We start from the raw sequence: 25,754 nt of genomic DNA, 5'->3' as shown, positions 1-25,754 counted from the left end.
TGGTCTCCAAATCAGTAAAAACTAAGCCCTACAATGAGTTTGGCCTCGTCAAACTCTCCCCCCCCCCCGCCGATGAAGTACCTCCATCATTTTAATTAACCACTTGTTTGTCACCTCCCTCTATCGCCAAATCGAAAAAATAGGATGACTACAAGCGACTAAACCATCAAGAACAAGTTGGCTTGGGAAACTTCCTTCCTTATTCTATTTGACCTAGGGTAACTTCATCCTTATAACCCAAAAATTGGCTAAGTGCAGAGTGTTTGATTCTAGGTGAACCTAACAATCGAATTATTATCTTAGCCAAATATAAAGACCATTAATTTATTATTAATAAATAATGATAAGGCTTAATTCTTCTCACGTCCAAAAGGCTCTCTCCTGTAGTTGGCATCCTGATCCCGGACCTCATAAATGAGGGGTTCAATGGCAAAACGACAAAGACGTACATTTTCTACTGAATTCAAAAATATATGCTGCAAGCTTGGTTCTTGACCAAGGGGACTCCATCCCTGAAGCAGCTAGCTCTATGGAATACGTGAAACAGCTTTACGACACTGGGTCGAATAACTCAAAATTGAGCAAGGTGGGGTTACTCCAACGACCAAAGCCCTCACGTCTGAGTAAAAGAAAATCCAAGAGTTAGAAGCCCATATTAACCGATTAGAACGAGAAAAATCCGTACTCCAAATAGTGTTTGGTGCGGCGATATTACTTATCTTAGGTCTGGTTCGAAGTGGGCCTACTTAGCAGTAGTGCTTGACCTATTTAGTCGACGCGTTGTGGGCTGGCCTTTATCAGATAAGTCCAATGCTGAATTAGCATCTAAAACTTTAGGGCTGGCTTAGAAGAAACGGGGGCGGCGAAGAACATGATGTTCTATTAATATCAAGGATGCCAGGACAACTCAAAGCATGAGCCTTCGTGGTAATTGTTGGGAAAACACTCCCATAGAAGGTTATTTAGAAGCTTGAAAGCCGAGTGGGTACCAGAAACAAGCTACCTGGAACAAGCTCAGGACAAGAAAGACAACGGCTATTACCTGATGAGTCCTTACAATCGGCAACGCCCTCAAGAAAATGATGGGTTGTCACCAGTTAATGGCCCTTCAGCCAGTGTCCTGTACTTTTGACCACTACACCCCCTAGAACAATCAATATTCCGCCGACCATCAAAGACCATAAGCTAACCTATTTTATTTTTTAGTGACCCAAGTTCAAGCTAGACGCCCCCAAAACGCAATGAAATCTGTACTACTAAACATTAGATTAGTAAGTACACCAAAAAATGAATAGCTGCAGCTCGATTAAGAGTTCCGATTCTTTCGTAACGAATTGAGGAATAAAAGCAAAATAACAGGCTCAAGGGATCTCGTAGACAGAGAAGAAGCAACTATATAAAACAGGAAGAATGAGAGTATTAGTCAAAAATTTATTGTTGTTTAACCCTCCAAAACCCCAGTTTTAAAAAACTAAAATATCACTATAAATAGATGATTTTTTTGATAATTTATTTATAAATTATCAAAAAAATCCTATGAGGAATGGCCTAAATTTTAGCCATTGCCAAATGGGTAATCTAAAATTATTAATAATCATTTTTTATTAAAATTCATTCATCTACACAGATAAATTAGAGATGTGTATATGAATAAATTTTCAAAAGGACTACTAATATGGAAACACTGATCTGCCGCTCTTTTCAATCATTTATAGATTTCTGCGATAACGATATTGTTAAAGGAAAAAATATCCACTGCACTTTTAAGGCCTGTAAGGAGAAGGACTGGCGTTGGATGCAGTTTTACCTAAACGACAAAGGAGGAAAAGAGCTGACCTTTAGCTTCATATGAAACAAAACGCCTTAACTAATATTTCGTTTAACTTCAAATTTATTCAAAATTTTGTAAATAGTATTCAAAAAATGAGCCATTATATAAAGCACTAGAAAAACTAACTGTCTTAACCATCGCTCTCTAGAAATATGGAGAAACACTATGTTAAAAGCGCATCTCGAAAACCTACAATTACCTATAGGTAATTGTATATTACACAGGGATGAATCAGGGGCTCAATTGATGCTTAGCAATCAAAAGTCATTTTCAATTACCCTACCTGAAAGCTGTATCCTTGAAACTCTGATTAAGAAAGAACAACTCATTTCAACCAAAGAAGAGTTAATTATTGCCGCTTGGGGGAGCCCAGATATCATCGGGCCTAACTCTTTACCAGTCGCGATAACTAACCTAAGAAAAGTTCTAGACCTTGATAGCATCAAAATCGTCAACATCCCAAGAAAAGGTTACAAGATTCATATTCCTGAATTTGAAACCTCACTAGACCCGCCGAGAGATATAAAGTTACCACGTCACTCTAAGTTTTCGTGTCCTCTCAAAAAAGCAACCAATCATCTAAAATTATACCAATGGACTTTCATCGGCTTATCTTCAACAACCCTCGCGGTCCTACTAATCAGTTATTTCTATTTTCGATACGAACTTGAAGTTGTTAACGTGAACCTTAATAATCAATCAAGCCAAATCTGTTTAACAAAAAAGGATGAACTGAAATTAATCCTCGCCTCTTCCCAAGTTCAGGCAAGCAAAAAACCTTCAATAAACCCCTAACACCTCGTCAATTTAGTTATTAATAACTAAATCCCCCCTTATTCACAGCAAAGGGGGGTACAACTTAGAGTGCAGGTTCTAACGTAGCGTTAAAATGTCTCAATACTTTAGGTTCATAAGTAAACTTCAAACCTGAAATAGATGAGGCGCGTTTTTTCACTTCTTTAAAAGCAGCAATAATGTAATCAAGGTGAGCTTGCGTATAGGTTGCTCTGGGAATGGCTAAACGCAACAGTTCCGCTGGACAAGGCAGTTGTTCACCAGTTTCAAGGTCACACCCTTGCAATAAGGACCCTATTTCAGCCCCACGAATACCCGCCACTTTATAAAGCTCACAAGATAAAGCATGCCCAGGGAATTGTTCCGGCGGAATATGAGGTAAGAGCACACCTGCGTCAATAAATGCAGCATGACCGCCAGCTTGCTGGCAACGAACCCCTAACGCTTCAAGACCATTTACTAAATATTCAACTTGCTGAAGACGGGAAGCTAACCAATCTTCTTCCATCCCATCATAGAGTCCGACAGCTAGGCGCTCCATAGCACCGCCTTCAAGCCCGCCATAGGTTGGAAAGCCTTCCAATAGCACGCATAATGTTTTGCATTCTAATTGAACATCTAACAAGCTTTCATCTTTGAAAGCAAGCAATCCCCCAATAGGAACCATCGCATCTTTTTTCGCTGACATAGCAAAGATATCGGCATATTTAAAAGCTTCGCTAGTTATCTCTTGAATGCTCCATTCAGCATATCCCTCTTCGCGTTGCTTTACAAAATAGGCGTTCTCTGCAAACCGTGCACAGTCCATAACTACGGGAATATCATAAAACTGCGCTAACTCATAAACAGCCTTCAAATTGGCAAGAGAAACTGGCTGACCACCTGCAGAATTGCAAGTAATCGTACTCACAATATAGGGCACATTTTTAGCCCCGATCTCTTCAATGCCAGACGCGAGCGCTTTCAAGTCAAAATTGCCTTTAAAATCTCTCTTAACTTCAGTATTAAAGGCATCACGAGAAGGCACATTCATCACACGACAGTTATTTTTTTGAGTGTGCCCTTGAGTGGTATCAAAAAAGTAATTTGAAAATGCGGCCATCTTTTCTCGTTCTAGCCCCTTATCTCGTTCACGCTTATTGATCAAGGCAGGTACATACAACTGTTCAGCGCCACGTCCTTGGTGTGTAGGGATAGTAAACTGATAGCCAAATATATCTTTTACCGTTTGGCTAAGCGTCCGATAGCTTCGACTGCCGCTGTACGCTTCATCACCTCTCAACATTGCGGATTGCATGGCCTGCGTTACTGCCCCGGTGCCACTATCGGTCAGTAAATCGATAAACACTTTATCGCTATCTAACAAAAAAGGATTGTACCCCGCTTTCATTAACGCCAGCTCTCGCTCTTGTTCTGTTGTTCTTTTAACTGGTTCAATAACCCGGATTCGATACGGCTCCGGCAAATAGTGTGAATCCATAGGCTGTTCTTGATTGTTGCTAATTGCTGACATAGGGTTCTCTCCAAACATTTTCCAACGATTAAGGGTAAGTTGGTTAGAAATAACTAAAGAAGCCCATTATTCGGACACCCAAACCTCTCCTTCCCAACTTAAATAAAGATTAATCAAATAAATAAAATTTGGTATTAATTTCAGCGTAAATTAAATATTAATAAACATATTAACAACACCTAAAAGCCCTCTAAAAAAGCATCATAGCCATGAGAAAACCTGACCAAATGACATCACCGTTTTTTTAATTAATAAAGATAATTAAATAAACAATGGACTTAGAAAGTAGCACTATAAAAGTAGTGGTATGAGAATGAAAAATATACCTAGAGCATATAAATTAGAAGGAAAATGGAAATATGGAGAGCCCATTATGATACTAGGGAACACATTGGTTGCTGGAGCGGGGCCGGTCGGCATTCAAACTAGCCAAATTATGGCTCCTCTTAGTCAAAAAATAGCCCTCATCGGCAAAAGCTCCCCTCAGTGGGAAAATAGGCAAAGATTAATCAAACAACACGGATACGTTGTTTGTTGTGAGGTGAATGAACCACAATTAGCGACACTAGTCGGATTAGTTAAGTTTAATGAACTTTATACAGAGCTCTCTCCCCTTCCCTCCTCTTGGGATACGTTAGTTTTAGCCACTCCAGCTCACGCCTATTGTGATGTGTTGTCTTCCTTTTCTGAAATTTTATTAAAGAACTTAAAACAAATCATTCTTATGTCCTCAATGCTCGGTGGGTGTCTTATTTTAGAAGGAATGTTAAAAAAGAAAGGAGCCTCTCCAAATATAATGCTCTTCTCTAGCTACTTTGCGACGTCTTATTTTACTTCTAACCCGACGGACAAAAATAGGGTCCTCACGGTCAGAACCAAAACAGTAAAAAAACGAGTTTATATTTACCAGTCTAAATCCAATGATGGTTTATTGAGCGCCTTGCGAAACGCTTTAGAAAAAATTGATGTTCAAGTCATCCCTTTAGATAACTCGTTCAGTGTGGAAGGCAGAAACATTGCTACTTATGTACACCCTGCTTTTATTATCAATACGTTTTCATTAGATCACATTTTATCTAAGGAAGACGAAGTTAAGTACATGTATAAACTGTACCCAGAAGGGCCAATCACCATGAGTTCGATTAGGGATTTACTACTGCACTGGAAATCAGTTTCTCGCCTACTTGAACATTACTCAGCTCAACCGATTAATCTACTGCAGTTGCTAAATGATGAACATCACCGAGTACATGAAAAGACTATCCCCAAGGACAAAATAGTCTCTTTCAACGAGCTTGATGAGATAGAGCAGGAATATCTACTCTACATACGATATAGCACAATCCTGATAGACCCAGACCCGTTTTCAAAAGGTAAAACCTTTGAGGTTTCAGCCAAACCTTATATCAAAGGAAAAGTTAGAAAAGGAAGACTACTACTCCCCAGAACTCCTCTAGAAGACCTACAGACCCTTTATTGGCTTAACCACTTAGTTCAAAGCTCAAGCCTAATCTCTTCTGTCACATTTCCCTCAATAGAAGTGTTTGAAAATTGGATAAAAGAAAGAAACCTACCAAATACGCTAATCCAGGCTTTAAAACAACGCGCAAAAGAATATTACGAATATGCAACCCCATCTATTAGCCCCTAGTAATTACTAGGGGACACACATATCTTTTAATTCGCATTTTAGCGTTTTGCTTCAAAAAGATAACAGGAAAAAGGAGATTAAGGTGTTAATAAGAAAAGCGACGCTCAACGACATATCCTCTATCAATGCTCTGTGTCACGAGCAACTAACAGGCAGCCACAGTAAAATTAGCCATTACAAGAGAGAGCAGAACGAATACAGCTTAAGTGATTACAATTTCAGTAAAATCAGAATCATTGATCTAGTTTTTACGGAATCAATGATGAAGGAGAAGCTAAACAATAAAAATATCTATTTTTTTGTCGCTGAAACAAAAAAGAATAAACAAGTCATAGGTTACCTAATGGTTAGTGTCCATCCTCCTAAAAAAAGGCCGGCTCTCCAACAACGTCTCCCATCTTTCTACGCTTACATCGAACGATTTTATGTGTCGTATAAATACCATGAACAAGGTATTGAGCTTGCCCTACTCAACAGCTTTGATTATTGGAAAAAATACAAATCAGCACACTAATCATTATCTTTCAAAAAACCATGAAATTTGTCAATGCTCAGGCTGAGCATTGACAAATTTTCCCACAATCAAATCAATCTAAAGCTGTTTTTCTATAAAAGCCCATCAAACCTTCTTGATACCCAATCAAAAAGAAAAGGGCGAAACTAATATTGCCAGTGAGTTGCGAAAAGACAAGACAACACACACCACTACGACCCAAGCTAAAATAACGTATTCAATCGGTCACCAGTTATAAATTGCCCCAAGCCCCCTGGTTATCCCAAACCAAAGTAAAGGCGAGACAGCGAGTAACCAAGGAGTTTGGACCTCGATTTTTTATATGTCGGTTGCACCAGAAAAAAATAGCAACATGAAACGTCGATACCACAGCGTAAATCACACCGGTAATTAAGGTGTGACTGAGACACTACATTGTGCTTGGATACTGGTAGGAGGGCAGGGTAGGAGAGTATTAGAAGAGAACAGTTCATCTGCTTGGCATATGTGGCTTCAAACATCGAAATTAAAGCTAAGCGGTGTTCTGCTATTCGCTAGACAGATCTACGAGAGAAAGCCCTAATGCCTCACCTATGACATCTGGACAACTAGAAATTCGTGAATTTTAAAAGAAGGTATCTCGTCTTAAATAGGTTGACGATTTTTAGCAAGCCTGTAACGGAATTTTTTGTTTTTTCATACATATTATTTGGCCTGTTCATCTTACGAATGAAGGCGTCCGTTGACAATGACAACTAATGAACGCCCTCATCAGATTGAACATAAGTCATGTAGCTCACCAAAAACTCCTCTACCTTTGAAGAAAACATTTATTTTACCAAATTCGGATGCTTTTTCATTCAATGCCTTTTTCATTGTTTTGGTGTAGCTCCATTTTGGCTTAACCAGCAACCGCTCTTCTTGAAGGTAGTTAAACTAAACATCGCGGCCCAGCTTTATTCCTTTAGCTATCAATTGAGGTTTTAGTAAGAGAAGTGAAGCTTGTGAGTTCCTAGTCGAGACATGAAGCGCCTTAGTGCAAGCTCACCTTGACAATTTTTCTCTCTGATATACACATTAAAGATAAATATCGCGTAACGAACAAGCCCTAATTACGCTTACTTTCTTTTCGAAGGCTTCTTGCCGCCCTCGGTGATTTCGGCATCGTGCTCTTCCTTGAACTGACTAAATAATCCATTTCTCCATTTTCAATGGTATCCACAACCTGTATTTAAAGCCTAGTGTGTAATCTCGCTGAGTGCTCTTAACGTAGTGTTTATTTGGGATGGTCATAATTAGTCCTCAATGTATAAACATATTTCAAGACGGGGAAAATATTAAAAAAACCACGACTCTGCTGATAGTTTAACAGTCGGACAAGAGATAAAGTTTATCGATGGCTTACAAGCTCGTCGGAAACCTAAAAATATCATGGACCGCAGCGGCCAAGGCTGTCACTAAATAAGTGGAAAGTATCATCAATTACTGCGGTGCTTCCAGATAAAAAACTTATCTCGACGAAAAAATTGCAGGGAGTAGGCGACAATCGAACGTTTTTTAGAAGCTTAAATACTAAGTGGATTCCCGCAATAAATTATCGCAGCTTTGCAGAGACTCAAAAAATCATCCAATACATAATTAGATATTCCAGCCAACTTAGGCCATATCAGTATAATGGTGTTCTGACACTCATTGGCTCAGAACGATTGATTGTCTTGAAAACCGTGACCAATTTTATTGGACCACTATACTCTTGCCTCTAAAGAAAGATAAAGCCCAATTAAGCGATAAACGTAATTTCCCATCTAAGGGTTGATAAAGATTGCTACAAAGTTAGCGTGGTTGCATGACATTGGTATTCCTACAACGTTCGCGAGCTTGTTCGGTTGTGGGGTGGAACAGCACCTACCGACAATTTCAATTTAATAATCAGTAATTTCAGAGCACGCTTCAGGAACACATTCGTCAAAGTTGGATTTCATTTACGCAACAAGGTTTAAGTCGATTTTAAAGTTAATCTTCTCAGGGACGATAGTAGAAATAGCCTCTGAAGCCAATTTCTATCCAAGAGTGAGAGAAAGGGGCGGTAAATTATAATTATTGACTTAACCTTTGAAATTCGAGAGTTCGTAATATTTGATTTCTGGCGTTGGCACTTAAGGTTCTTCCCAAGGCAAATTAATCCCACTGTCATTAATATAATCAGCGCTCAACACACACAACTCATCACAACACGAATCAACCTTTGTCCAATCCTAAATCTATAGGCCTCATCATTTGCTTGAGGAGGCTATTGCCGATTGTAGTAGCTCATCAGGTAATAGCGGCTGAGCTTGTGTCCACTCGATTTTCAAATTTATGAATAACTTCTCCATGGGAGCATTGACGATCCCATGTCAATACTTACATCATAACTGAAAAATCTTTCAATATAATGGAGGGAAATTTACAAACGATATAGCGTTTCAAAAATCTTTGTGTTTCTCTTATCGAAAGTCCCTCTGCTTCTCTTCGCTACATATAGTTTTGTCTTAGGATCCTTCTCATTCTATCAAAACTACTGTCATCGGTGTCAGGATGTCTTTCCTGATGAAGTTTGTAACGAACTCACTTCAAAGAGGTTAGGTAAATGCAAACTCTTTGCCTAACCTCTGTAGATTAGCACATGCTGTAACCAACAATATCGCAGCTACACATGATCACACCAAAGTGTTCCATTAATGTTGAAGCTCTTTCTTTAGTTCGCATGAGAGAAACTTTTCGTAAGTAGATTTAAATGATAAATAGGTTTGACTGCATAAAAAATCGAGGAGACATAGCAAGCTCGTTTAATTCAGTCAGGCGCAGTGACGAGTAATGCATGAAACTGATTTACAGCCTGGGATGATCTAAAAAACGAAAAAGATCTTCACCATAAGAGCCCGCATTAATAGTAGCGATTTACCACCTAGTTTAGTACCTAAGATCATTAGACCACTACAAACCCAACCCATTTATCAATTACATGCAATTGGTAAAAAATATAGCTAAACATTAAGAGTAAGACATAAAATTATTAGAGAACTAACATTTACCCAACAACTAACATCAAAAATCTCTCGAGATTTGATGTTAGTTGTTGGGTTACCGACTGAGCCTAAGTGAAGTTGGTATATCTTGAAACTAGATCCTAAAGTTTCTAGTTTCTTAGAGTTCATCTAAATGTATCAACATCTACCGATTCAATATCAACATCTACCGATTCAATATCAACATCTACCGATTTTATATTGATATTAAACGATCAAACATATAAACATTTACCGAAATAAGATTTTTTAGTATTAACATTAGCCGATCTAAAAGAAAGGTAAGATCATTAATTTAAGTTAACTTATGATAATTAACCTAAATTGGTTATAAAACGATCAAAGCATTAGATAAATTATGAATTAAATACATAGTTTGATCATTGCGAAGTAACTAAACATTTACCGAAAAAAGTAGTTATTTACCGATATTTATACATAATTTATGTGACGAGCTATAGATATTTACCGAAATAATATAGACATCTACCGAAGTTGATGAGGTAAGTAAGGTTATCTGTTAAAATGATACTATCTCATTCTTAGGTAATGATCATGACGTTATCATCCAACTCTAGCCTGACGGTTATTAATGAAGAAGACCGAAAAAATCGGTTTATCTCATCGATTCTTTTCTCTCGAGCAACTATTTTTCATCCTGCTTCTCGTTTGACTTCAACGATGCAGTCAAAATTGATTCAAATTGCTCAGAGTGGTGGTACAGATCCAAATCACCCATTAGAGAGTGTTAATATTAATAGCTATGGGAAAAGCTTCAGGGTTGATCTACATGTAGATTATCTCCTACAACCTCATCGCGATATCCTCGAGACTATGCTGGCCTATGCTCAAACTATTCAACTCGACGATGCTTCTTATGAAGCGGGATCTCGTTTAAATTGGTCCCAAGTATATCAAACCATTTCTGATGGTGATATTTCTGACACTCAACAAGATGGTTTCGACTCTTTTATTGACCGGGATGCAACCGTTTTATCGATGAGTATGTATGAGCTAGCAACCCGAATGGGAATGGCGACAACTCGTCCGAACTACGATCAAATTGAGCGTCGTATTACTCAATTGGCAACGGCTCATTTGGTGATTAATGAACTCGATGAAGAACAGAACGTTGTAGGCAAAAAGCCCTTAGAATTTGTGCAAGATTACCGTTTCTATTGTGATCGAAGTAAATTCAAAACCGGCCGTAAAAACAGTAAGAATCTAACTAACCATGTATTCTTAGTGCCAGACATGCGCTTGCTACAAGCGATACGCGACCATGGTTACTATTATCGATTAGAACAACACAAAATGACCAACTATAGTAAACCGTCAGTTCGCTCATTCTTAAAATACATTACCACGCACAAAGCAGAATTTTTACATAACAAAAAGTTTGAATGGGCGCTCGATAGTTACATTCAGTCTATTGCTTCTAAAGTCAGCCATAGCTTCCGGAGCGATCTAAGAAAAGATTTGTTGGCCAATGCCGTGCAAATTGAAAAAGATTTTAGTCTTCAATTTCGCGATGTTGGTAATGGTATACAGATCTTTTATATTGGGGAGGGTAAATCATGATTACTCAATCTCTTGATAGCTTGATGTCTTCACCTGCGAGCCAAAGCCTAGAGTTCAGTATAAAAGGCTTACTCAAAGGGCATGTAGGTATGTTGATTGCCGCACCGAATGTCGGTAAATCTCACCTTGCACTTTGTATTGCGATGGAACACGCTTCTTCAATGTCTTTACTAGGGATGAGCGCGGCCGACAAACCGGCTAAAACCTTGGTACTGAGTTCAGAAGACGGGGCTGGCGTGATTCAATCTCGAATGAAAGAAAAGCTGGTTAATTGCACTGCCACCATTAAGTCAGAGCTAAAAAAAAATCTACATTTTTTAACGGACATTGAACCGATAGTGATCCCGCCCGACAGCTCTGCACAAGAAAAAGTAGAACATAAGCAGTATTTAGAACAACTCAAACAAATTTTCTCTGAATTCGATTTAGTGATAGTAGACACCGTGACTGAGTCAATAGGCCGTTGTGAGGAAGTCAAACACGATCGCTTAATCAAAAATGTCTTCCAAAGCCTTGCCAGTGAATCAGGCGCTAGTTTATTGCTTGTTCATCATGTGAATAAAGAGGAAATTCGTGGTAATCAAGAAATTACCATGGCATCTGGGGCTGGTTTAACGTCGATAATGCGATTAACAAAGTGCTTATTTACGTTAAAGAGAAACAAGGATTTCCTGTCGATTAAGTACCTTAAGAGTAATTATTTACCTGAAAATGAAAATCAAGGGTTTGCGGTTGAAGTAAGACAAAACCTTACGATTAATCCACAGGTATTCAGTTTGAAATCCAAGACGTCTAAGTCTGTTCGATCGGTGCAAAGTATTAAGCAAAATCCAAAAAAAATTACGCTGCCTGGAACTATCCCGGAACAAGAAGAAATTGAAGAGCGTAAAAACCTCAGAGACGTTTTGTAAGCTAGCTCTCACATTTTCAAAAAGCACCGAATTTCGGTGCTGTCTTTTTGTCTGACTCTGTTCGCACTTTCTTATATCCGTTCACTTTTTTGTCTACCTTAGATAATCTTATTTAAGGTGAAAACATGGTGAACTACGCATATTTAGGAGTCTCTTCAGACAACCAATATGTAGCAAACTAAAAGCACGGGCTCTATGACTCTACCAAAAAGGTTGGGATAGGTAATTTGGTGTTTGTAGAAGTCAGCCGTATTGCACGTCTTACCTCACAAGTGCTCAAAGCACTCTAAGTGAGCATGGAAAATAAAATCATCGTCTATATTGCTAATCAGAATTTGCAACTGGATGGTTCAATGCTGTGTCGGATAATGGCAACAGTACTAGGCGCCAAATTTGGTTTTACTCTAGGCTTATTTCATGAAAATTGTCTATGTCCGTGTCAGTACCCAAGACTAAACGTCCGACGTTCAAATTTAACAGCTAAACCAGTTGTTGGGCTTTGCGAGGGAAGGGGACATTATTCACGTTACCAAAGTCGATTGAATGGCGCGTAATACCATCGATGCATTGCAAATTACCGCTCAGCTCGCGCAAAAGAAAGCCGGTTTGGTTTTTCATGATTTGTGCTATTTGGAGCTCAATAGCTATGTAGGCCGGATCATTTACACCACCAAGATGGAAAGAAAACACATCTTGCAGCGCTGTAATGAGGGGGTTGGCACGAAAATAGGGCTTGTTTTTTCCAGCTTTACGTTTCATGAAAACGGTTGAGGGGACGTTTAAGTGTACTGGGTTTTGTTTTTATGTTCGATGCAGTTTTTAGGAGGCCGCATGACAGTTTGTCCCACAAGATCCGCCGAGACATATCTAGGTGAATTCGACCGATTTTGACTCCACCGTAAAGGCGGTTTAGGTACATGAGGTGCTCGTTAAGGATTTCGAATCTACCGACTCCATAAGACTAGAAGAAGGCAATCTAGGTTAAGGTGTCAGGATTATATATTGTGACGGCGTAACAAGTTTTGAGCCGATGCGAGAAGATTACGTTTGCGAAGAAAGTAGAAAGGACGAGAGAAACAACGTTCGCGTATCGGCCTCTTCTCTTTATGACGACTAGGAACAGGCTCTTAACGTCGATATCACGTTAAATAATCGTTAATGTTTACTTCATCAATTTGCTCAGGCTGTAAATAGTCATCAGTAAGACGTTTACAAACCCTCGAACTTAAAAAAAAAGCGAACAGAGCAGGGTCAACGCTTCAAAGAGATCGGCAATGGCCATGACTTTTGTGGTAAGAGGCATCTCTGAGCCCGTTAAGCCCATAGGTTACACTTACCATTAATTTTCTCATGGTGGCCTCCCGCAATTTTTGCCAAGTTTCGAATATGTCGTGGGAACGGTAGCTACTCCAAAATATGGATGGTTTGAACAATGTGATCGTTGATGATAAACCGTTCTTTCTCTGTTAACGTGCCGCTCTGAATACCTAAGTTGTGCATTTATCCTTTATTCGCCTGATATTGCTTCGGCTGGGTATTTATCTTTTTTCGTGTACTGCTTCATTTCTTCTGAAGATGTACCGAGTTGTTTACTTAAGGTTAGAGTCCACATTCGTGAGACGATATTAGGTTCAGTTGGTGTGATAAACTCTGCTCCCAAATTAAGCTGAGCTAAAAATTAAAAATATTGATTCAACTGTTCACAATTTTCTATTAGTTGCTTTCACCATCCAACTGGATACGCTTGCACCAAAGACTTCAATTTCGTAATTTCTTCCTCACGTTTAAGAAGCTTGAAGCGTATTCTTACTTCGTGGATCCGGTTATAAATCGCTTCCAGTTTTGTTGCTTTTTTGACCACACCTTCGGGTGTCGTGATTTTTCCACAGTTATGTAGCCAACTCGCCATTTTCAACTCTTGCCACTCTTTTTGAATTAAGAAAAAAGTGGTCAAAAGGCGGTAAGGTAGATTCTTGAGCTGCGCGAGTTAACCACTCGGCTAAGATTGGAACACGTTGGAACTGGTTTCTGTATAAAGGGATTTTTTGTCTAATAATCCTGCAATAAATTTGATGAATTGGTTAAGGAGTCATGTATGGTTTATGGTGTGCACGACATGGAAATTTGATTCGATAGGGACAGCAAGGAGTGCCTTGAAAAGACATTTATTGCCAGAGTTTGTGTGCTATCCCGTCAGTAGCCTTGATTCATACCATGTACAACGTTGATTTGATGAATTTAGTTGACTTAGGCTGGCGCTGCCAACCGTAACCTTGATGTGCTTCGTTCTATTTTTAAGTATGCTGTTCAGCAGCGTCTTGTATGGAGAATCCTTGTGATGGCATTAAGCAAAACCGTAAAAAATAGCTTAATCACACATCTTAAGTATGGAAGAGCCAAAGCAGCTTAAAATCGTTTTAAGGTGCTAAAATTGCTCCTTTTAATGGGTTGTCTAATTTAAGAGGTGACGGGGCTGAGATGGTCTTTTGTCAAAAATGATGAATGGCACCGCAGTTGTTAGGTCATAAGCGTATTCCGTCAACGCTTCGTTTGCCCATGTGAATGATGCGCAAGTATCGCTATCTTCTGAGGCGATAGGGGAAGTCATTCGTGGAATATTATCAGGTCAGTTTATGAGTAAACCTAAAAATCGAAAAGTGAGAGCATCCAAACCTAAACAGACGAGCTCCCAAGCGCAGAGGAAGACTTATCAAAGCAATGCCAACACGTACTGATGAGGAAGTTGAACGGTTTAGGTATCTGTGTTGATATTAGGATGTTAATTGAGTCGATTCTCGGGCGATAACTCACTCTAGTAAGGGCTAATTTTCAAAGTGATAGACGCAGAAGTGTCTTAATATTAACCAACAATAGTCTGGTAAGTGTGTTACCTTGGTTTTTATCCCTACCGCTTAGTAGGGACTTCTTTTCTTTTCCGAACTCGCATCTCGGCACTCCTTAGTTGCCCTCCTAAGCCTCACCGCAGGCTTTAATTATGTCCATTTCAACCCAAAAGTTAAGAAACATCTTCAAATTCACTAGAATTGAAAATTTCAAAACCAACTACAATGTAACTCATATTGCTCCTTGGCTACCACTTGCTCAGAAAGTGAAACCTGTCATCCCTTCGGCAATTATATATTGCGAAGGTAATTTCGGTGAAATTGATGGTAAAACCGCTAATGGGCTAGTGAGGCATTCATTAAGCTATCGTATTCTATCGGTTATTGATAGTGTATCTGCCGGCTTAGATGCTGGAGAAGTACTTGATAACAAAGCCAATGGAATACCGATCCTTGCCAATGCTGAAGAAGCTATCATTCACGCGGAAAGCATTCCCGATTACTTCATTTTTGGCATTGCGCCATCAAGTGGTTTTTTATCTGACTTAGATAAAAGCATCATTTTAAATGCCATGTCACTAGGAATGAACATCGTAAATGGCTTGCATGAATTCCTAACTGATGATCCTCTATTTTTAGAAGCTAGCTTAAAGAATAACGTTCGAATATTCGATACTCGCAAACCCAAAAGTAAAGGCGATCTGAAAACGTTTAGCGGCAAAATACACAACGTTAAATGTCCGAGAATTGCTGTAATGGGGACGGATTGCGCGCTAGGAAAACGAACAACAGCAACAATATTGGCGAATGAACTGACTAGAAAAGGCCTTAACGTCGTTCTGATTGCCACTGGTCAAACAGGTATTATGCAAGGCGCACAATACTGCGTTGCACTCGATGCTGTCCCTTCACAATTTTGTGCCGGTGAGTTGGAATCTGTCATTGTACAGGCCTATGAAAAAGAAAATCCGGACCTGATTATTATTGAAGGGCAAGGAGCCTTGAGTCATCCTGCGTTTTCAACCAGCGCATTCATCTTACGTGGCAGTTGTCCAGCGGGTGTGATATTGCAACATGCTCCTAAACGTTTATATCGTAGTGATTTTCCTGATTGCCCAATGCCTTCGATTGCTTCAGAAATAAATCTTATCGAAACGTTTTCTAATACCGATGTTATTGGACTAACACTGAATCATGAAGATATGTCTTTAGATGAAACCTGTCGTGCGATAGACAGCTACACTACCGAATTTGGTATACCGGTTACTGATGCATTATCACAGCCTGTCGAACATCTACTGCACATCGTAACGTCAGCCTTCCCTATGATAGCAAGAAAACTGGCCGCAAAAGGGTGAACTGCCCTAGATTAGACATTGATTGTGGGAAGATTCACCATAACGCTCAGTACCTGCTCACTCAGCTCTCACTAAAAAATATATCCGTTACACCTGTAACAAAAGTCTTCCTCGGCCACCCTATCATCGCACAAGTTCTTATTGATGCTGGCGCAACAATGTTAGCCGATTCAAGAATGGAAAACCTTCAAAAGATGACTGAATCAGGCATTGCTATCCCTAAAATGCTGATACGTACGCCCATGCTAAGTCAAGTGGCGAGTGTAATAAAATACAGTGATATGAGTTTAAATTCTGAAGTTGAAGTAATTCAGAGGCTTTCACATGCAGCGGAACAACAAAATTGCCGTCACGGTATCATTATTATGGTTGAGCTTGGCGATCTCAGAGAAGGTGTGATGCCGAATCGCGTGATTGATTTTATCCGAGAGATTATTTCTTTACCGAACATCACGATAAAAGGAATTGGTGCGAATTTAGCCTGTCGGTATGGCGTCGCTCCAAATGAACAAAATATGAATATTCTTTCTGATCTTGCCGATGGAATTGAAGCTACATTTGGGGTCAATCTAGAAATTATTTCAGGGGGTAATTCTGCTTCAGTTAACTGGGCTCTTCAGAGAACAGGCTTAACTCGAGTCAATAACCTTCGTATAGGAGAAGCAATTTTTTTAGGCTGTGAGCCTTTAGAGCACGAAAATATCAAAGGCTTACATACGGATGCGGTTTCTTTGACCGCTGAAGTGATTGAATCCAAGATTAAACCGACTTTGCCTTGGGGAAGTCGGGGGTTAAATGCTTTTGGTGAAAAAGAAAACCTTCAAGATAGAGGTGAGGTATCACAAGCTATTCTGGCATTAGGCCGCCAAGATGTTTGTGTCAGCGGGCTTAAGGCTCCGAATGGGATTAAGATCATGTCTTCAACTAGCGATCACTTTGTCCTTGAATCCTCACAGAAACCACTACTTGTAGGGGAAAAAGTCACATTCAGTTTAGATTACAGTGCGCTCTTATCTTCTATGTCTTCACGTTATATCCATAAATATTTTAAGGCACCTAAAGGGAGAAGAAGCGCATAATGCTACGAACAACAGTAATTTTCTTCGTCAGTGTCATGCTTAACGGTTGTCAGATAAGCCCAATAAAATCTAATGGGCTTGCCGATTATAGAGCGACGGTTATCTCAAGCCAACTGCCACAAGAGTTAGGCTCAATCACACTCGTAAATGCTCAGTCAGAGGGCAATAGTGTCACTCTTATTTTCGTAAAAAAGAAAACTTTGAATATGGACAGCTTAGTAGAAAAAGTCGCCGTTAGTTTTTGTGACAACATCGAAATAAGACCACTATTAGAGAGGGGGGTCTCTTATCGAATCATTACCTTAGGCAAAAATGATAACGTAGAAAGCCTTAACGTCATTTCTCTAGCTAAGTGCTCTAATTGAATGCTCAGCAGTCGAATGGATAAAAGCCAATACGAGTTGTTCAATGTACTAAATGACACTATTTTATTAAGGTTTGACCGCCTTACGCCTTGGGAAAAAAACTTTATCACGGACCTACACCACAAAGCTTTAACTAAGCAGCTCATTTCAACGAAACAAGAACAACTTGTCTTAAAAATTTCAATGAAAGCCTACAAATCAAAGAAGAAAATCGAACATTCCAACTTTTAATTTAAGCCTGTATATACTTAATCGGTTGTTGCTTTCGCATTTGGCTTGGAAAAGAAAATTGCTGGCTGTTGGAAGTCATCAAAATCCATTTCATGAGACTCTGTTGAGTTCTTGTCTTTTTCTCAAATTGAACTTCAAGGTCTGTTTTTCTCTGAATCTGCTTAACACGGCTAAATATCCTATTTTGCGAAGAGACCTCGCAACCCCGGAAGTAGAGAAAATCACTCGATCTTAGTTTGTTATCAAGAATGGCTCAGTTAAGTAACGCAAGCTACATCCAACTACTATCAATCTCTAGTTTGGTTTTGATCCGCCAAATCTCTTCAAGCCGAAAGGAAATGTCGGATAGACGGCACCTGTTACCAGGTGCCACCCTCCTCAGAACCGTGTGCAACTTTCACTGCATACGGCTCAAGCCTCCACAAAGGCACAGTGAAGCACCCAGTAATTAAATCGTTATAGGACTAGAGCGAGACCAAAAGTTGATCGCAACATTAGCTCTTCGTGTTAATTACCTTTGCGATACGCACTTGAAGCTTTAATACCTCGCCAATGAGCACTCAGTAATTGAGAGACCACGGTTCGTTGTAAGAAGATGCACTAATTTCATTCGAAATCATCATTTGCTTTTCTTCTTCAATAAAGTTCTTCAAACTCTTTCGCAACGGGAGACCAGTTAGAAGTCAGCTCGCTTTCGCGCCAGATAAAAATCTGTATCCACTTCATTACAAAGCGGCATTTGCTTTCTCTAACCTCCTTTACCTGCATACCTATCGGCCACCTTCACAGGTAGCTTTCCCATAGGGAGGTATACAGGCTTACCCTGTTCCGTATGTCGCGTAAAAATGTCAACTTAGATGCCCACAATGGTGCGGAGAGTACAATGACCACGAAAGAGCATTGTCCAATCTCTTTCCGACTCTCGTTGCCTTTTGGCTACAGCGTATTAACCACTTCCGCTGTTTCATCACATAACGCGCCTTAAATGGATTCACATTACATTCATCATATTGACTCCCTAGCACTCACCCGATTTTGAGGTTATCAGGAGGAACATCCTCTCACGATTTTGCTCCCGCACAGCCTAACGACCAAGCTTCGTTACGTTGTCAGAGCCGCTGCTTTATTCAGGCTCTTAGGGTCATCTGGTGATACAGATGGTTCCCTCTGCGTGGTGAACAACGCTTCATACGACTTCAGGTCGCACGGACAATTATGAGTTAGATAAATTGCAGTACAAATAAAAAGAGGTCTCCTTTACCTGTATTAGTTCCTATTAGCTCTGATAGGTCCCGAGGCGATAAGTGGGGGGACGTAAAGCAAACAGAACCAGCGTGGTAGGTCACGTCGATTCAGTGATTTAGTTATTACTACCACTGCGTTAATGGTGAAACGAGTCTTCTCTATGCCATTGAGATCGCTGCAAGGGTCTATCGATTCAATATTTAGGCTAGCTTCATGTTCCGTTGAGCTGCCCACATAACAAAAGTATCATTCGCCATGCAAAAGAGGTAGATATCTCATCTAAAACAAAAGCAAGAGGCGCAATGCTGTGCCTAGCCATTGAGTAGAGAGGCATCAAGGTTTATGGTGAAGGTAAGTAGGAAGTAAAAACCTTGTTCAGATGGGAAGCTTAGAGTATGGCGAAAGTTACACTTAGCGGTCGATACCAAGACGCCGGAAATCCTTGCTGCTGAGTTAAGTTTATCTAATGTTACCGGTGGAGAAGTGCTCCCGAACTTACTCAAATAAACACGCCGAAGTCTCATAGAGGTATCTGGCGATGGCGCTATGACACGAGGTCTTGTTACTATGCAATTCAGATTAAACTCGCGTTTGAGCTCATCCCCCTCCCGAAATCTCGCGGCTGGTTGTCCGGAGGTGTCCGGTTCCAAGAAGTATTGGAAACAGCGGTCTGGTTATCACAAACGTTTACTTTCATAAACTTAGACATGCTCAAAGCGCTGTAGAAGCTTGGGATGCCTGAAACCTGTCGTATTGATTAAAAAGCATATCAAACGGTGAAAAATGGCCTCTAAACTGAATTACGCGACAAAGCGGCCGTGCTTTATTGTCTTCTATTTCACCCATCCTTCCAAAGCGCATCAAATTCTTGGGCTTCAAGGATGTCTTCAATGCGGCGACGAACTTTGGTCTGCTGCTTTAATTTTTCTGGCACGGTTTTACTTGGATATGGTAAGGCGTGGTTGGGTTTAAGCGGTATTTCCATGCGCTGATGGGCTGGTACGGTTCTTTTGTCCATGAGGTGTTCTCCTTATTATGAATCAATCCCACTATTTTAATATTTTGGCTGATGTCGTTCTCTTCAAGTTCATTCTGGGTGCGTGCTTGACGGGGCCAGAATGAACTTGAGGTGTAATGTATTTGGCGATGTGGTCAATTTCTTTTTTAACGACTTTGCTTTGAGTGGACGTTTTCAAAACAAGGTCTTCTGGATGTCTTGGAACCAATCCAAATTCAATTGAACTTCTGCGAGTCGCTTTTTGAGGATAAGGGTTTGACGAGCGTTTAATTGCGGTTGTTTCAAGGTTCGTTCGTAATATTGACATACCGTGAGGGTGGTTTTGATGCTGAGGTCTATCTCACGGCTTAATTCTGTTGGTGCGAGAGAATGATTCATCAATTTTATACAAAACGAATCTCTATGCTGACAGGTGGCCACCGGTGTCGATAGCCAGTTAATTAGCGCTTGTTTACCAAGTTCGGTGATAGTGAAAGCGTTGCCTTTTGAAGCACAGTTCGCATGCGCTTCTATCCATCTTTCTTTGTGCAATACCTTAATCTCTCGATAAGTATGCTGTAGGACGGCGCTCCAATAATGGGATTTGTTGATTTCTTTGGTGACGCTGTAACCTGAGTGGGGGTTTTCATTTAAATACGTCAATATGACGTAACGTAGTGACATCTTTTTAGTTCCTTCAATTATTACAATGCGGTCGGCTTGAATGCGCTGAGATGTTAAGTGAAACGACTTTCATCATTATTGGGGCGATTATTAACCTGACGTCTTTATGCTTCTTCCTGTCAGCTATCGCAAGAGGTTGAAGGGTAATTAATAATTAATAATTACCCGTTTTTTGATTTTGAGTTGTTGATAGGCTTTGTGGTAACCATACCGCTCTTTCCGCTTTGCTACATATAATCTTGTTTTTGACTAATATTGTTCTAGCTGCATTTTCAACCGCAAGCTCTTTCTCACTTAACTCAGAGTCAAAAACTCTTGGTGTGGCTCATGCTTTTTCCTTGAATTAGTAAAGATGATAACTTTTCAATATAAATAAAACATAAATTATTTAAATGTTCTTATTGATTGATTGAAATAGTCTATTGTCAGTTTTACCAATTTTTTAATTCCATCAAATTTTTCAAAAAATCATATTTTAGGCGGGGGAATGGACAATGAAGTTTAAAATAAGCACTATTGGACTATCAATCGGAGCGGTATTATTTGCCAATAGTGCTAACTCTTTCTATTTTCTTTTGGATGAGGGGGAAGCATGTAAAACTACAACTCTTGAAAAAGAGGTTGATGATTTTCAAGAGGACATCTCACCGATATCAGAAAAAGAAACTTCCATTGGCCAAAAGATTACTAATGAAGAAATTGGTGAGGTTATACCAGAATTTGAAACCGGAGCAATGGAGTTGGCAGAGAAAATTGGTGGAGCTATTGCCGTTGTAAGTGGTGGATTAGAATTGCTTGACGGCATAGAAAATAAAAATGCTGATGAAATCACTGGTGGTGCCGTTCTTTTGGGCTCCTACATAGCCCCGGAAATTGCAGGGGAAGTTATCGGCTCAATCTTCTCCGAGTCAATTGCGGAAGCTATAAACCCAGTTATAGGTGTTCTCATCGCTGAAGGGATTGCAATTTATGGTGATATAAAAATGGCTGGGGTCATCAACAAGATGGAAGAGTCCGATCGCACTTTGATGGGTGTCTACTCAAAAGCAATTGATAAAACAGACGCATCACTACTAAAGCTTAAAAAAATAATCCGAGGTGATAATGATGAGATTTATAATTATGAATATAAACATTTTGGAGAATTAACAGTTGAATTATATAAAAACAGTTTCCACAAATTAGCATATAGATTGATTAATGATAATTACTCTAATAGAGTAGATAAATATTTCAAAGATAACACAGTATCCACCCCAATAACCACGCAATTCGTTTCAAGTGAATTACCAGTAACTATTAGCCACCTAATCGGATTAAAGGAAAATTTAAAATACTGGTATTCAACCTCATTGACAGGGAAGAAATACATAAGCAGTTTCGGACATGTCCAATTAAATAATGCAAATTTCCATCCATCATATGAAGGCACAAACAGCATCCGATTTTCAAAATCGATAAAAAATGTTGCAATACCAAATATGCGTTGGTTGAATGATGTATTTTTCCCAGTTTTAGATAGGACAGTAGATGTCATATATGACAATAGCGATCATCTTGTTGTTGAATTCAAAGATATGCTTACAGATACAAAATTTATCCATAGTCTTCAGGAGTCAATGATAGCCCCATATAATGATGTTCTAAAAAAATACTATTCTTGGTTATATTTTGGGCATCATATTTTGAAAAACCTTGATTATTCAGAGGTAAAGATTGAAGAAGGTTTTCTTATTTTTATATCGATATTTATGCCAATTGAAAGCTCAATAATTCAAGGCTCTGTCATGAATGATATTAAATCCAAGATTGATGTTGCTCCATTTGTTTTTGCCATAACAAAGTCACTAATTAGCCAAGGCGTCGATGTGACTGATGAGACCAAGTTTACAAAATTAATTAATGATGCATATTCGAAAATTGGAGAGGAACATTCCACCCTTAAAAACAAAATTATGAGTTCTTATCATGCAGCTAAAGACCTGGTTAATACTAAATTAGTAGATAAATCAGAAATTTCATTAAAGCCAATCAGTCAAGAAAAATTAAATTCGCTTATTGAGAAAATCGATAAACATGTGGCTGATGGAAGCCTAAAGAAAAAGGTAGATGTTGCATTAAATGATGCTGTTTCATTAATGAGTCTACAAGGTGGTGATAACTATGAGACATCATTACGATTCATTGATTATGCTCAAATGACTAGCTCTATTCAAAATAGTTACTTTAACGTTGTGGGCGCATTAATCGATAATTACGTGAAGAAACTACAAAAGTTAAGTGATTGGGAAAATGAAGCCGCTGCTGTAATCTTGAGCGATTTACGTGACGACCTGGTTGCGCTAAATAAAAACAGTAAACTCGTAAATTACTCTTCTCAAGAAGTACATAAATATTCAAGTGGAAACTTTGATTGGCTAGCGTTTAACTCAACTCCTTTTTTAGATGAAGATAATAATAAAATAATTAGGTACCTTGATGACACTATCAATTTATGGGTTCCTGTTTCTCAAACAGGACCACCCATGCGTCTGCATCACGCCAATTAGGTCGAATATTGTGAAGGGAGCAGGGAAAAAGTATCTTAGATAAAGTTTTAAAAATGATTTTTTTGAGTTGATTAACTAAAAATCAAGACTATAGGAAGAGGCACTAGTTTAATTAAATCAAAGGATAATCCATTTTGATGTCTAACGTTCGAGCGACCTAAGGTTAAGAGCAAGCGTATTTCTCTTGCGTCATGTTATCCAGACAACATTGTAAATACTAATGTGGTTCTTAAAGGTGCAGTACTAAACAGATAGAAGTGTGGTGAGAGATTTTAAGTCAAATAATCCGAACGTTAGGTGAATATCCGCTTTTGTAGTTTCTGATGTTATTGAGGGGAATTACAATGGGTTGGCTTCTCCTTTCCCCGGATTACCATAGACCAATTACTCCTTGAAGAGGTGAATCATGATGGGAAGAAAATATAAAATTAAATATATTATAAATACATTTTTGATATTGCTACTCTCTGCAATTTCATTTAGCTCGATGTCTGGGAGTCTTGAAATTGATGTAACTAAAATAAATCCAAGTGAATTAGACTCGATCAGGCCGAAAATAATAATTCAAAATGGGGAGGCAAGGCTTTCAAAAGTCGGTTTCTCTACTGAAAAGTTAGTTTTAGATAAACCCTTGGAACATTCAGAAGCTAGGAAAAAGCTATATGAGAATGTAAAAAGTATGCTTGAAAAGAACAAAAATATTTTGGCTGATATTGAGGAAGGTAAAATACCATTTCCAAATGAAAGTACTAAAAGTAGCGTAACAGAGGCTTTGCAGTTCAATGACGATTTTTTAGAAAGTGCCTCTGATACCTTGAGCTCAGATGTAATAGATTCTAATAAATTATACTTTTCAACTTCATATAAAGGTGAAAATGTAGTGATTAGTGAGGTTAAGGACTGGACTGCATTAGAAAAAAGAAGCATATCTCAAGTGATGTCAGACCCCGATAACATTGTTAACACTAGGCTTAATAGACCGGGAGCGGTTAAAAGAGCGAGTGTTGAAAATGGTAGGGAGATAATTCGAGATTTAAAGAAAGGCGGAGGTGAAATAAAGAAGGTTACTGCTTTTATGATCTCGGATGTTCTTGAGACTAATTATCGAAGGATGGGTTTTTCAACACCTAACTGCTTTTAGTTTAAGTGCGTTGCTCACTCTGCCAATTATCCATAATGTCGCCTGATAATCAGATATCAATCCGCCCTCGGTCACGCAATATAATTGGTTTGTCGGTAGGTGTGTTTTTTTGAAGTGTTGACGCCTGGATTGATTGTGTTTGTAAGGTATGATTATGAGAGTGAATACATCAAGGTATGATAAGAATATAGGAAAAGGCTCTCAACTCAAAAATTGGCGATTAAATGAGCGCTTCAACAAAGCCGCTCAAGAGCGACAAGAAAACTTTGGCACATTGAGAGCCAGAGTCCTGGGCGTTAGACGTTATTTTCAAAGAAGATGAGCAACGTTGTATTTATGCAGTAGGCTCGGTGCTGAAATTAGAATTCAAGGTTATTCTTTTTTAATATAATTTATATTAATTTACATTAATTTATTAACTTATTAACTTATTAACTAATTTTTTAAATGTAATCATAATTTAAAATTAATTTCTTTTGTTTAATTTTAAGATTATTAGTAATAAAATTAGGGGTTTAATAATGAAACGAGTTATATTTGACAATCATCCTTTATTATCGCAAGAAGAATTAGAAATGTTAGCTATGGTTGTAGGTGGTCGAGGAGAGGAGGGAGGGGCAAGTCGCCCAGGTCGGATTAAAAATGATCGTGATTTAGATCGAGCTGGAAGCAGGTGGAATTTGCGGCTTCGTTAGGAATAAATTTTATAGGATAATTTTGAGGTTCTCAATTTCCAGTTAGCAATTTCTCCGTAAATCCTCGCCCGCTTTTAGGGCGAGGATAGGCTTTGTTGCGTAATTAAATTTAGAGATAGAGCTACTTCGTTTCGTGTGTTTCTTAGTTAATACGACAAGCTTTAGGCATACCTAACCCAGTAAGCTTGTTCAACGCTTTTATCATCGCGTAAGTCTCACCCACCTGCGCATTGTAATTTCTTAAGCTCAATCGTCCTCTTAGTAACTGTTTAACTCGATACATCGCTGTTTCTGAGAGTGAACGTCTGTGGTATCCATACCGCTCTTTCCAATACTTATTTGAGCCGTATAACTTCTGGCTACCCACGGCGAGATTTCGAGGATGACCACGTTCCCAGAAGGCAGCCCCTTCTCTTGGGGGAATAAGCGCAACGGCTCGCTTAATCTCAATAGCAGCGTGACATGCTCTCGTGTCGTAAGCGCCATCACCAGACACCTTAAGGATACTTCGGCGTGTTTGTTTCAATAAGTTAGGGAGGACTTCTCCATCTGTAACCGTCGATAAACTTAGCTCGGCTCCAATAATTTCATGAGTGCTTGTATCAACGGCAATATGCAGCTTTCACCAGACTCTACGCTTGCCATCTGTCCCGTGTTTTTTGACTTTCCATTCACCTTCGCCATAAACCTTTAGGCCAGTCGCATCAATGGCTAGGTGCTGTAT

Annotated in this window: 15 protein-coding genes and 8 pseudogenes; 17 read left to right on the top strand and 6 right to left on the bottom strand. The window is 39.1% G+C overall.

Features of this window, described 5'->3' with window-relative positions; translation table 11 throughout:
• Nucleotides 1–426 precede the first annotated feature (426 nt).
• The 3 genes and pseudogenes from ACED59_RS20640 (at nt 427) to ACED59_RS20630 (ending at nt 2,626) form a co-directional block, all read left to right on the top strand.
• Nucleotides 427–1,132, top strand: a pseudogene (locus ACED59_RS20640) (DDE-type integrase/transposase/recombinase).
• A gap of 543 nt (nt 1,133–1,675) precedes the next feature.
• Nucleotides 1,676–1,852 (top strand): hypothetical protein, encoded by a 177-nt coding sequence (locus ACED59_RS20635; protein WP_016800056.1) that lies wholly within the window; start codon nt 1,676–1,678, stop codon nt 1,850–1,852.
• 144 nt (nt 1,853–1,996) lie between these two features.
• Nucleotides 1,997–2,626, top strand: a complete 630-nt coding sequence (locus ACED59_RS20630; protein ID WP_016800058.1) for a winged helix-turn-helix domain-containing protein — start codon at nt 1,997–1,999, stop codon at nt 2,624–2,626.
• Between the two features lie 64 nt (nt 2,627–2,690).
• Here the strand turns inward: ACED59_RS20630 and tnaA are convergent, their stop codons facing one another.
• Complete coding sequence (tnaA, locus tag ACED59_RS20625; RefSeq protein WP_029203693.1) at nt 2,691–4,106, bottom strand: tryptophanase; 1,416 nt, start codon at nt 4,104–4,106, stop codon at nt 2,691–2,693.
• 340 nt (nt 4,107–4,446) lie between these two features.
• Here tnaA and ACED59_RS20620 point away from each other — a divergent pair, with 340 nt between their 5' ends.
• The 6 genes and pseudogenes from ACED59_RS20620 to ACED59_RS20595 form a co-directional block, all read left to right on the top strand.
• Nucleotides 4,447–5,790, top strand: coding sequence for an opine metallophore biosynthesis dehydrogenase (locus ACED59_RS20620; protein WP_017102562.1), 1,344 nt, complete (start codon nt 4,447–4,449; stop codon nt 5,788–5,790).
• Between the two features lie 82 nt (nt 5,791–5,872).
• Nucleotides 5,873–6,304 carry a GNAT family N-acetyltransferase gene (locus ACED59_RS20615; protein ID WP_016800061.1) on the top strand — a complete coding sequence of 144 codons (432 nt, stop codon included), beginning with the start codon at nt 5,873–5,875 and terminating at the stop codon, nt 6,302–6,304.
• Nucleotides 6,305–9,906: 3,602 nt separating this feature from the next.
• Nucleotides 9,907–10,932 carry a hypothetical protein gene (locus ACED59_RS20610; protein WP_016800063.1) on the top strand — a complete coding sequence of 342 codons (1,026 nt, stop codon included), beginning with the start codon at nt 9,907–9,909 and terminating at the stop codon, nt 10,930–10,932.
• Nucleotides 10,929–11,843, top strand: a complete 915-nt coding sequence (locus ACED59_RS20605) for an AAA family ATPase (RefSeq protein WP_017103257.1) — start codon at nt 10,929–10,931, stop codon at nt 11,841–11,843. Before ACED59_RS20610 ends, ACED59_RS20605 begins: the two co-directional genes overlap by 4 nt.
• A gap of 125 nt (nt 11,844–11,968) precedes the next feature.
• Nucleotides 11,969–12,229 (top strand): annotated as a pseudogene (locus tag ACED59_RS20600) (resolvase); the annotation flags it as partial.
• A gap of 91 nt (nt 12,230–12,320) precedes the next feature.
• A pseudogene (locus ACED59_RS20595) lies at nt 12,321–12,557 on the top strand (recombinase family protein); the annotation flags it as partial.
• A 1,009-nt stretch (nt 12,558–13,566) separates the two neighbouring features.
• Here the strand turns inward: ACED59_RS20595 and ACED59_RS20590 are convergent.
• A complete protein-coding gene (locus ACED59_RS20590; protein ID WP_017103258.1) occupies nt 13,567–13,752 on the bottom strand; it encodes a hypothetical protein in 186 nt (61 codons plus the stop codon).
• Nucleotides 13,753–14,838: 1,086 nt separating this feature from the next.
• Between ACED59_RS20590 and ACED59_RS20585 the strand changes: the two genes are divergently transcribed.
• The 4 genes and pseudogenes from ACED59_RS20585 to ACED59_RS20570 all read left to right on the top strand — a co-directional run bounded on the left by ACED59_RS20585 (nt 14,839) and on the right by ACED59_RS20570 (nt 17,719).
• Entirely contained in the window at nt 14,839–16,044 is a 1,206-nt protein-coding gene (locus tag ACED59_RS20585) for a DUF1611 domain-containing protein (RefSeq protein ID WP_016800067.1), read from the top strand.
• Nucleotides 16,041–17,166: pseudogene (locus ACED59_RS20580) on the top strand (alanine/ornithine racemase family PLP-dependent enzyme). Before ACED59_RS20585 ends, ACED59_RS20580 begins: the two are co-directional and overlap by 4 nt.
• On the top strand, nt 17,123–17,488 hold the full coding sequence (gspS2, locus tag ACED59_RS20575) for a type II secretion system pilot lipoprotein GspS-beta (RefSeq protein WP_016800069.1): 366 nt from the start codon (nt 17,123–17,125) through the stop codon (nt 17,486–17,488). Before ACED59_RS20580 ends, gspS2 begins: the two are co-directional and overlap by 44 nt.
• Entirely contained in the window at nt 17,489–17,719 is a 231-nt protein-coding gene (locus ACED59_RS20570; protein ID WP_016800070.1) for a hypothetical protein, read from the top strand.
• A gap of 13 nt (nt 17,720–17,732) precedes the next feature.
• Here the strand turns inward: ACED59_RS20570 and ACED59_RS20565 are convergent.
• Nucleotides 17,733–18,092 (bottom strand): annotated as a pseudogene (locus ACED59_RS20565) (hypothetical protein); the annotation flags it as partial.
• Between the two features lie 945 nt (nt 18,093–19,037).
• On the opposite strand from ACED59_RS20565, the pseudogene ACED59_RS20560 reads away from it, so the two are divergent.
• Nucleotides 19,038–19,660 (top strand): annotated as a pseudogene (locus ACED59_RS20560) (IS5 family transposase); the annotation flags it as partial.
• A gap of 142 nt (nt 19,661–19,802) precedes the next feature.
• Here the strand turns inward: ACED59_RS20560 and ACED59_RS20555 are convergent.
• A complete protein-coding gene (locus ACED59_RS20555) occupies nt 19,803–19,982 on the bottom strand; it encodes a hypothetical protein (RefSeq protein WP_016800071.1) in 180 nt (59 codons plus the stop codon).
• A 174-nt stretch (nt 19,983–20,156) separates the two neighbouring features.
• On the bottom strand, nt 20,157–20,645 hold the full coding sequence (locus ACED59_RS20550; protein WP_102428398.1) for a PadR family transcriptional regulator: 489 nt from the start codon (nt 20,643–20,645) through the stop codon (nt 20,157–20,159).
• A gap of 494 nt (nt 20,646–21,139) precedes the next feature.
• Here ACED59_RS20550 and ACED59_RS20545 point away from each other — a divergent pair, with 494 nt between their 5' ends.
• The 3 genes and pseudogenes from ACED59_RS20545 to ACED59_RS20535 all read left to right on the top strand — a co-directional run.
• Nucleotides 21,140–23,194: a hypothetical protein gene (locus ACED59_RS20545; RefSeq protein ID WP_102561906.1), complete on the top strand. Its 2,055-nt coding sequence runs from the start codon at nt 21,140–21,142 to the stop codon at nt 23,192–23,194.
• Between the two features lie 406 nt (nt 23,195–23,600).
• On the top strand, nt 23,601–24,335 hold the full coding sequence (locus tag ACED59_RS20540; RefSeq protein ID WP_371705155.1) for a hypothetical protein: 735 nt from the start codon (nt 23,601–23,603) through the stop codon (nt 24,333–24,335).
• Between the two features lie 246 nt (nt 24,336–24,581).
• A pseudogene (locus ACED59_RS20535) lies at nt 24,582–24,697 on the top strand (ISAs1 family transposase); the annotation flags it as partial.
• Between the two features lie 475 nt (nt 24,698–25,172).
• On the opposite strand, the pseudogene ACED59_RS20530 reads toward ACED59_RS20535, so the two are convergent.
• A pseudogene (locus ACED59_RS20530) lies at nt 25,173–25,754 on the bottom strand (IS5 family transposase); the annotation flags it as partial.

The organism is Vibrio sp. FF266 (genome assembly GCF_041439695.1).
GTDB classification, from domain to species: domain Bacteria; phylum Pseudomonadota; class Gammaproteobacteria; order Enterobacterales; family Vibrionaceae; genus Vibrio; species Vibrio tasmaniensis_A.
The sequence above is the reverse complement of the archived record's forward strand: the minus strand, read 5'-3'. Positions and strand labels throughout refer to the sequence as shown.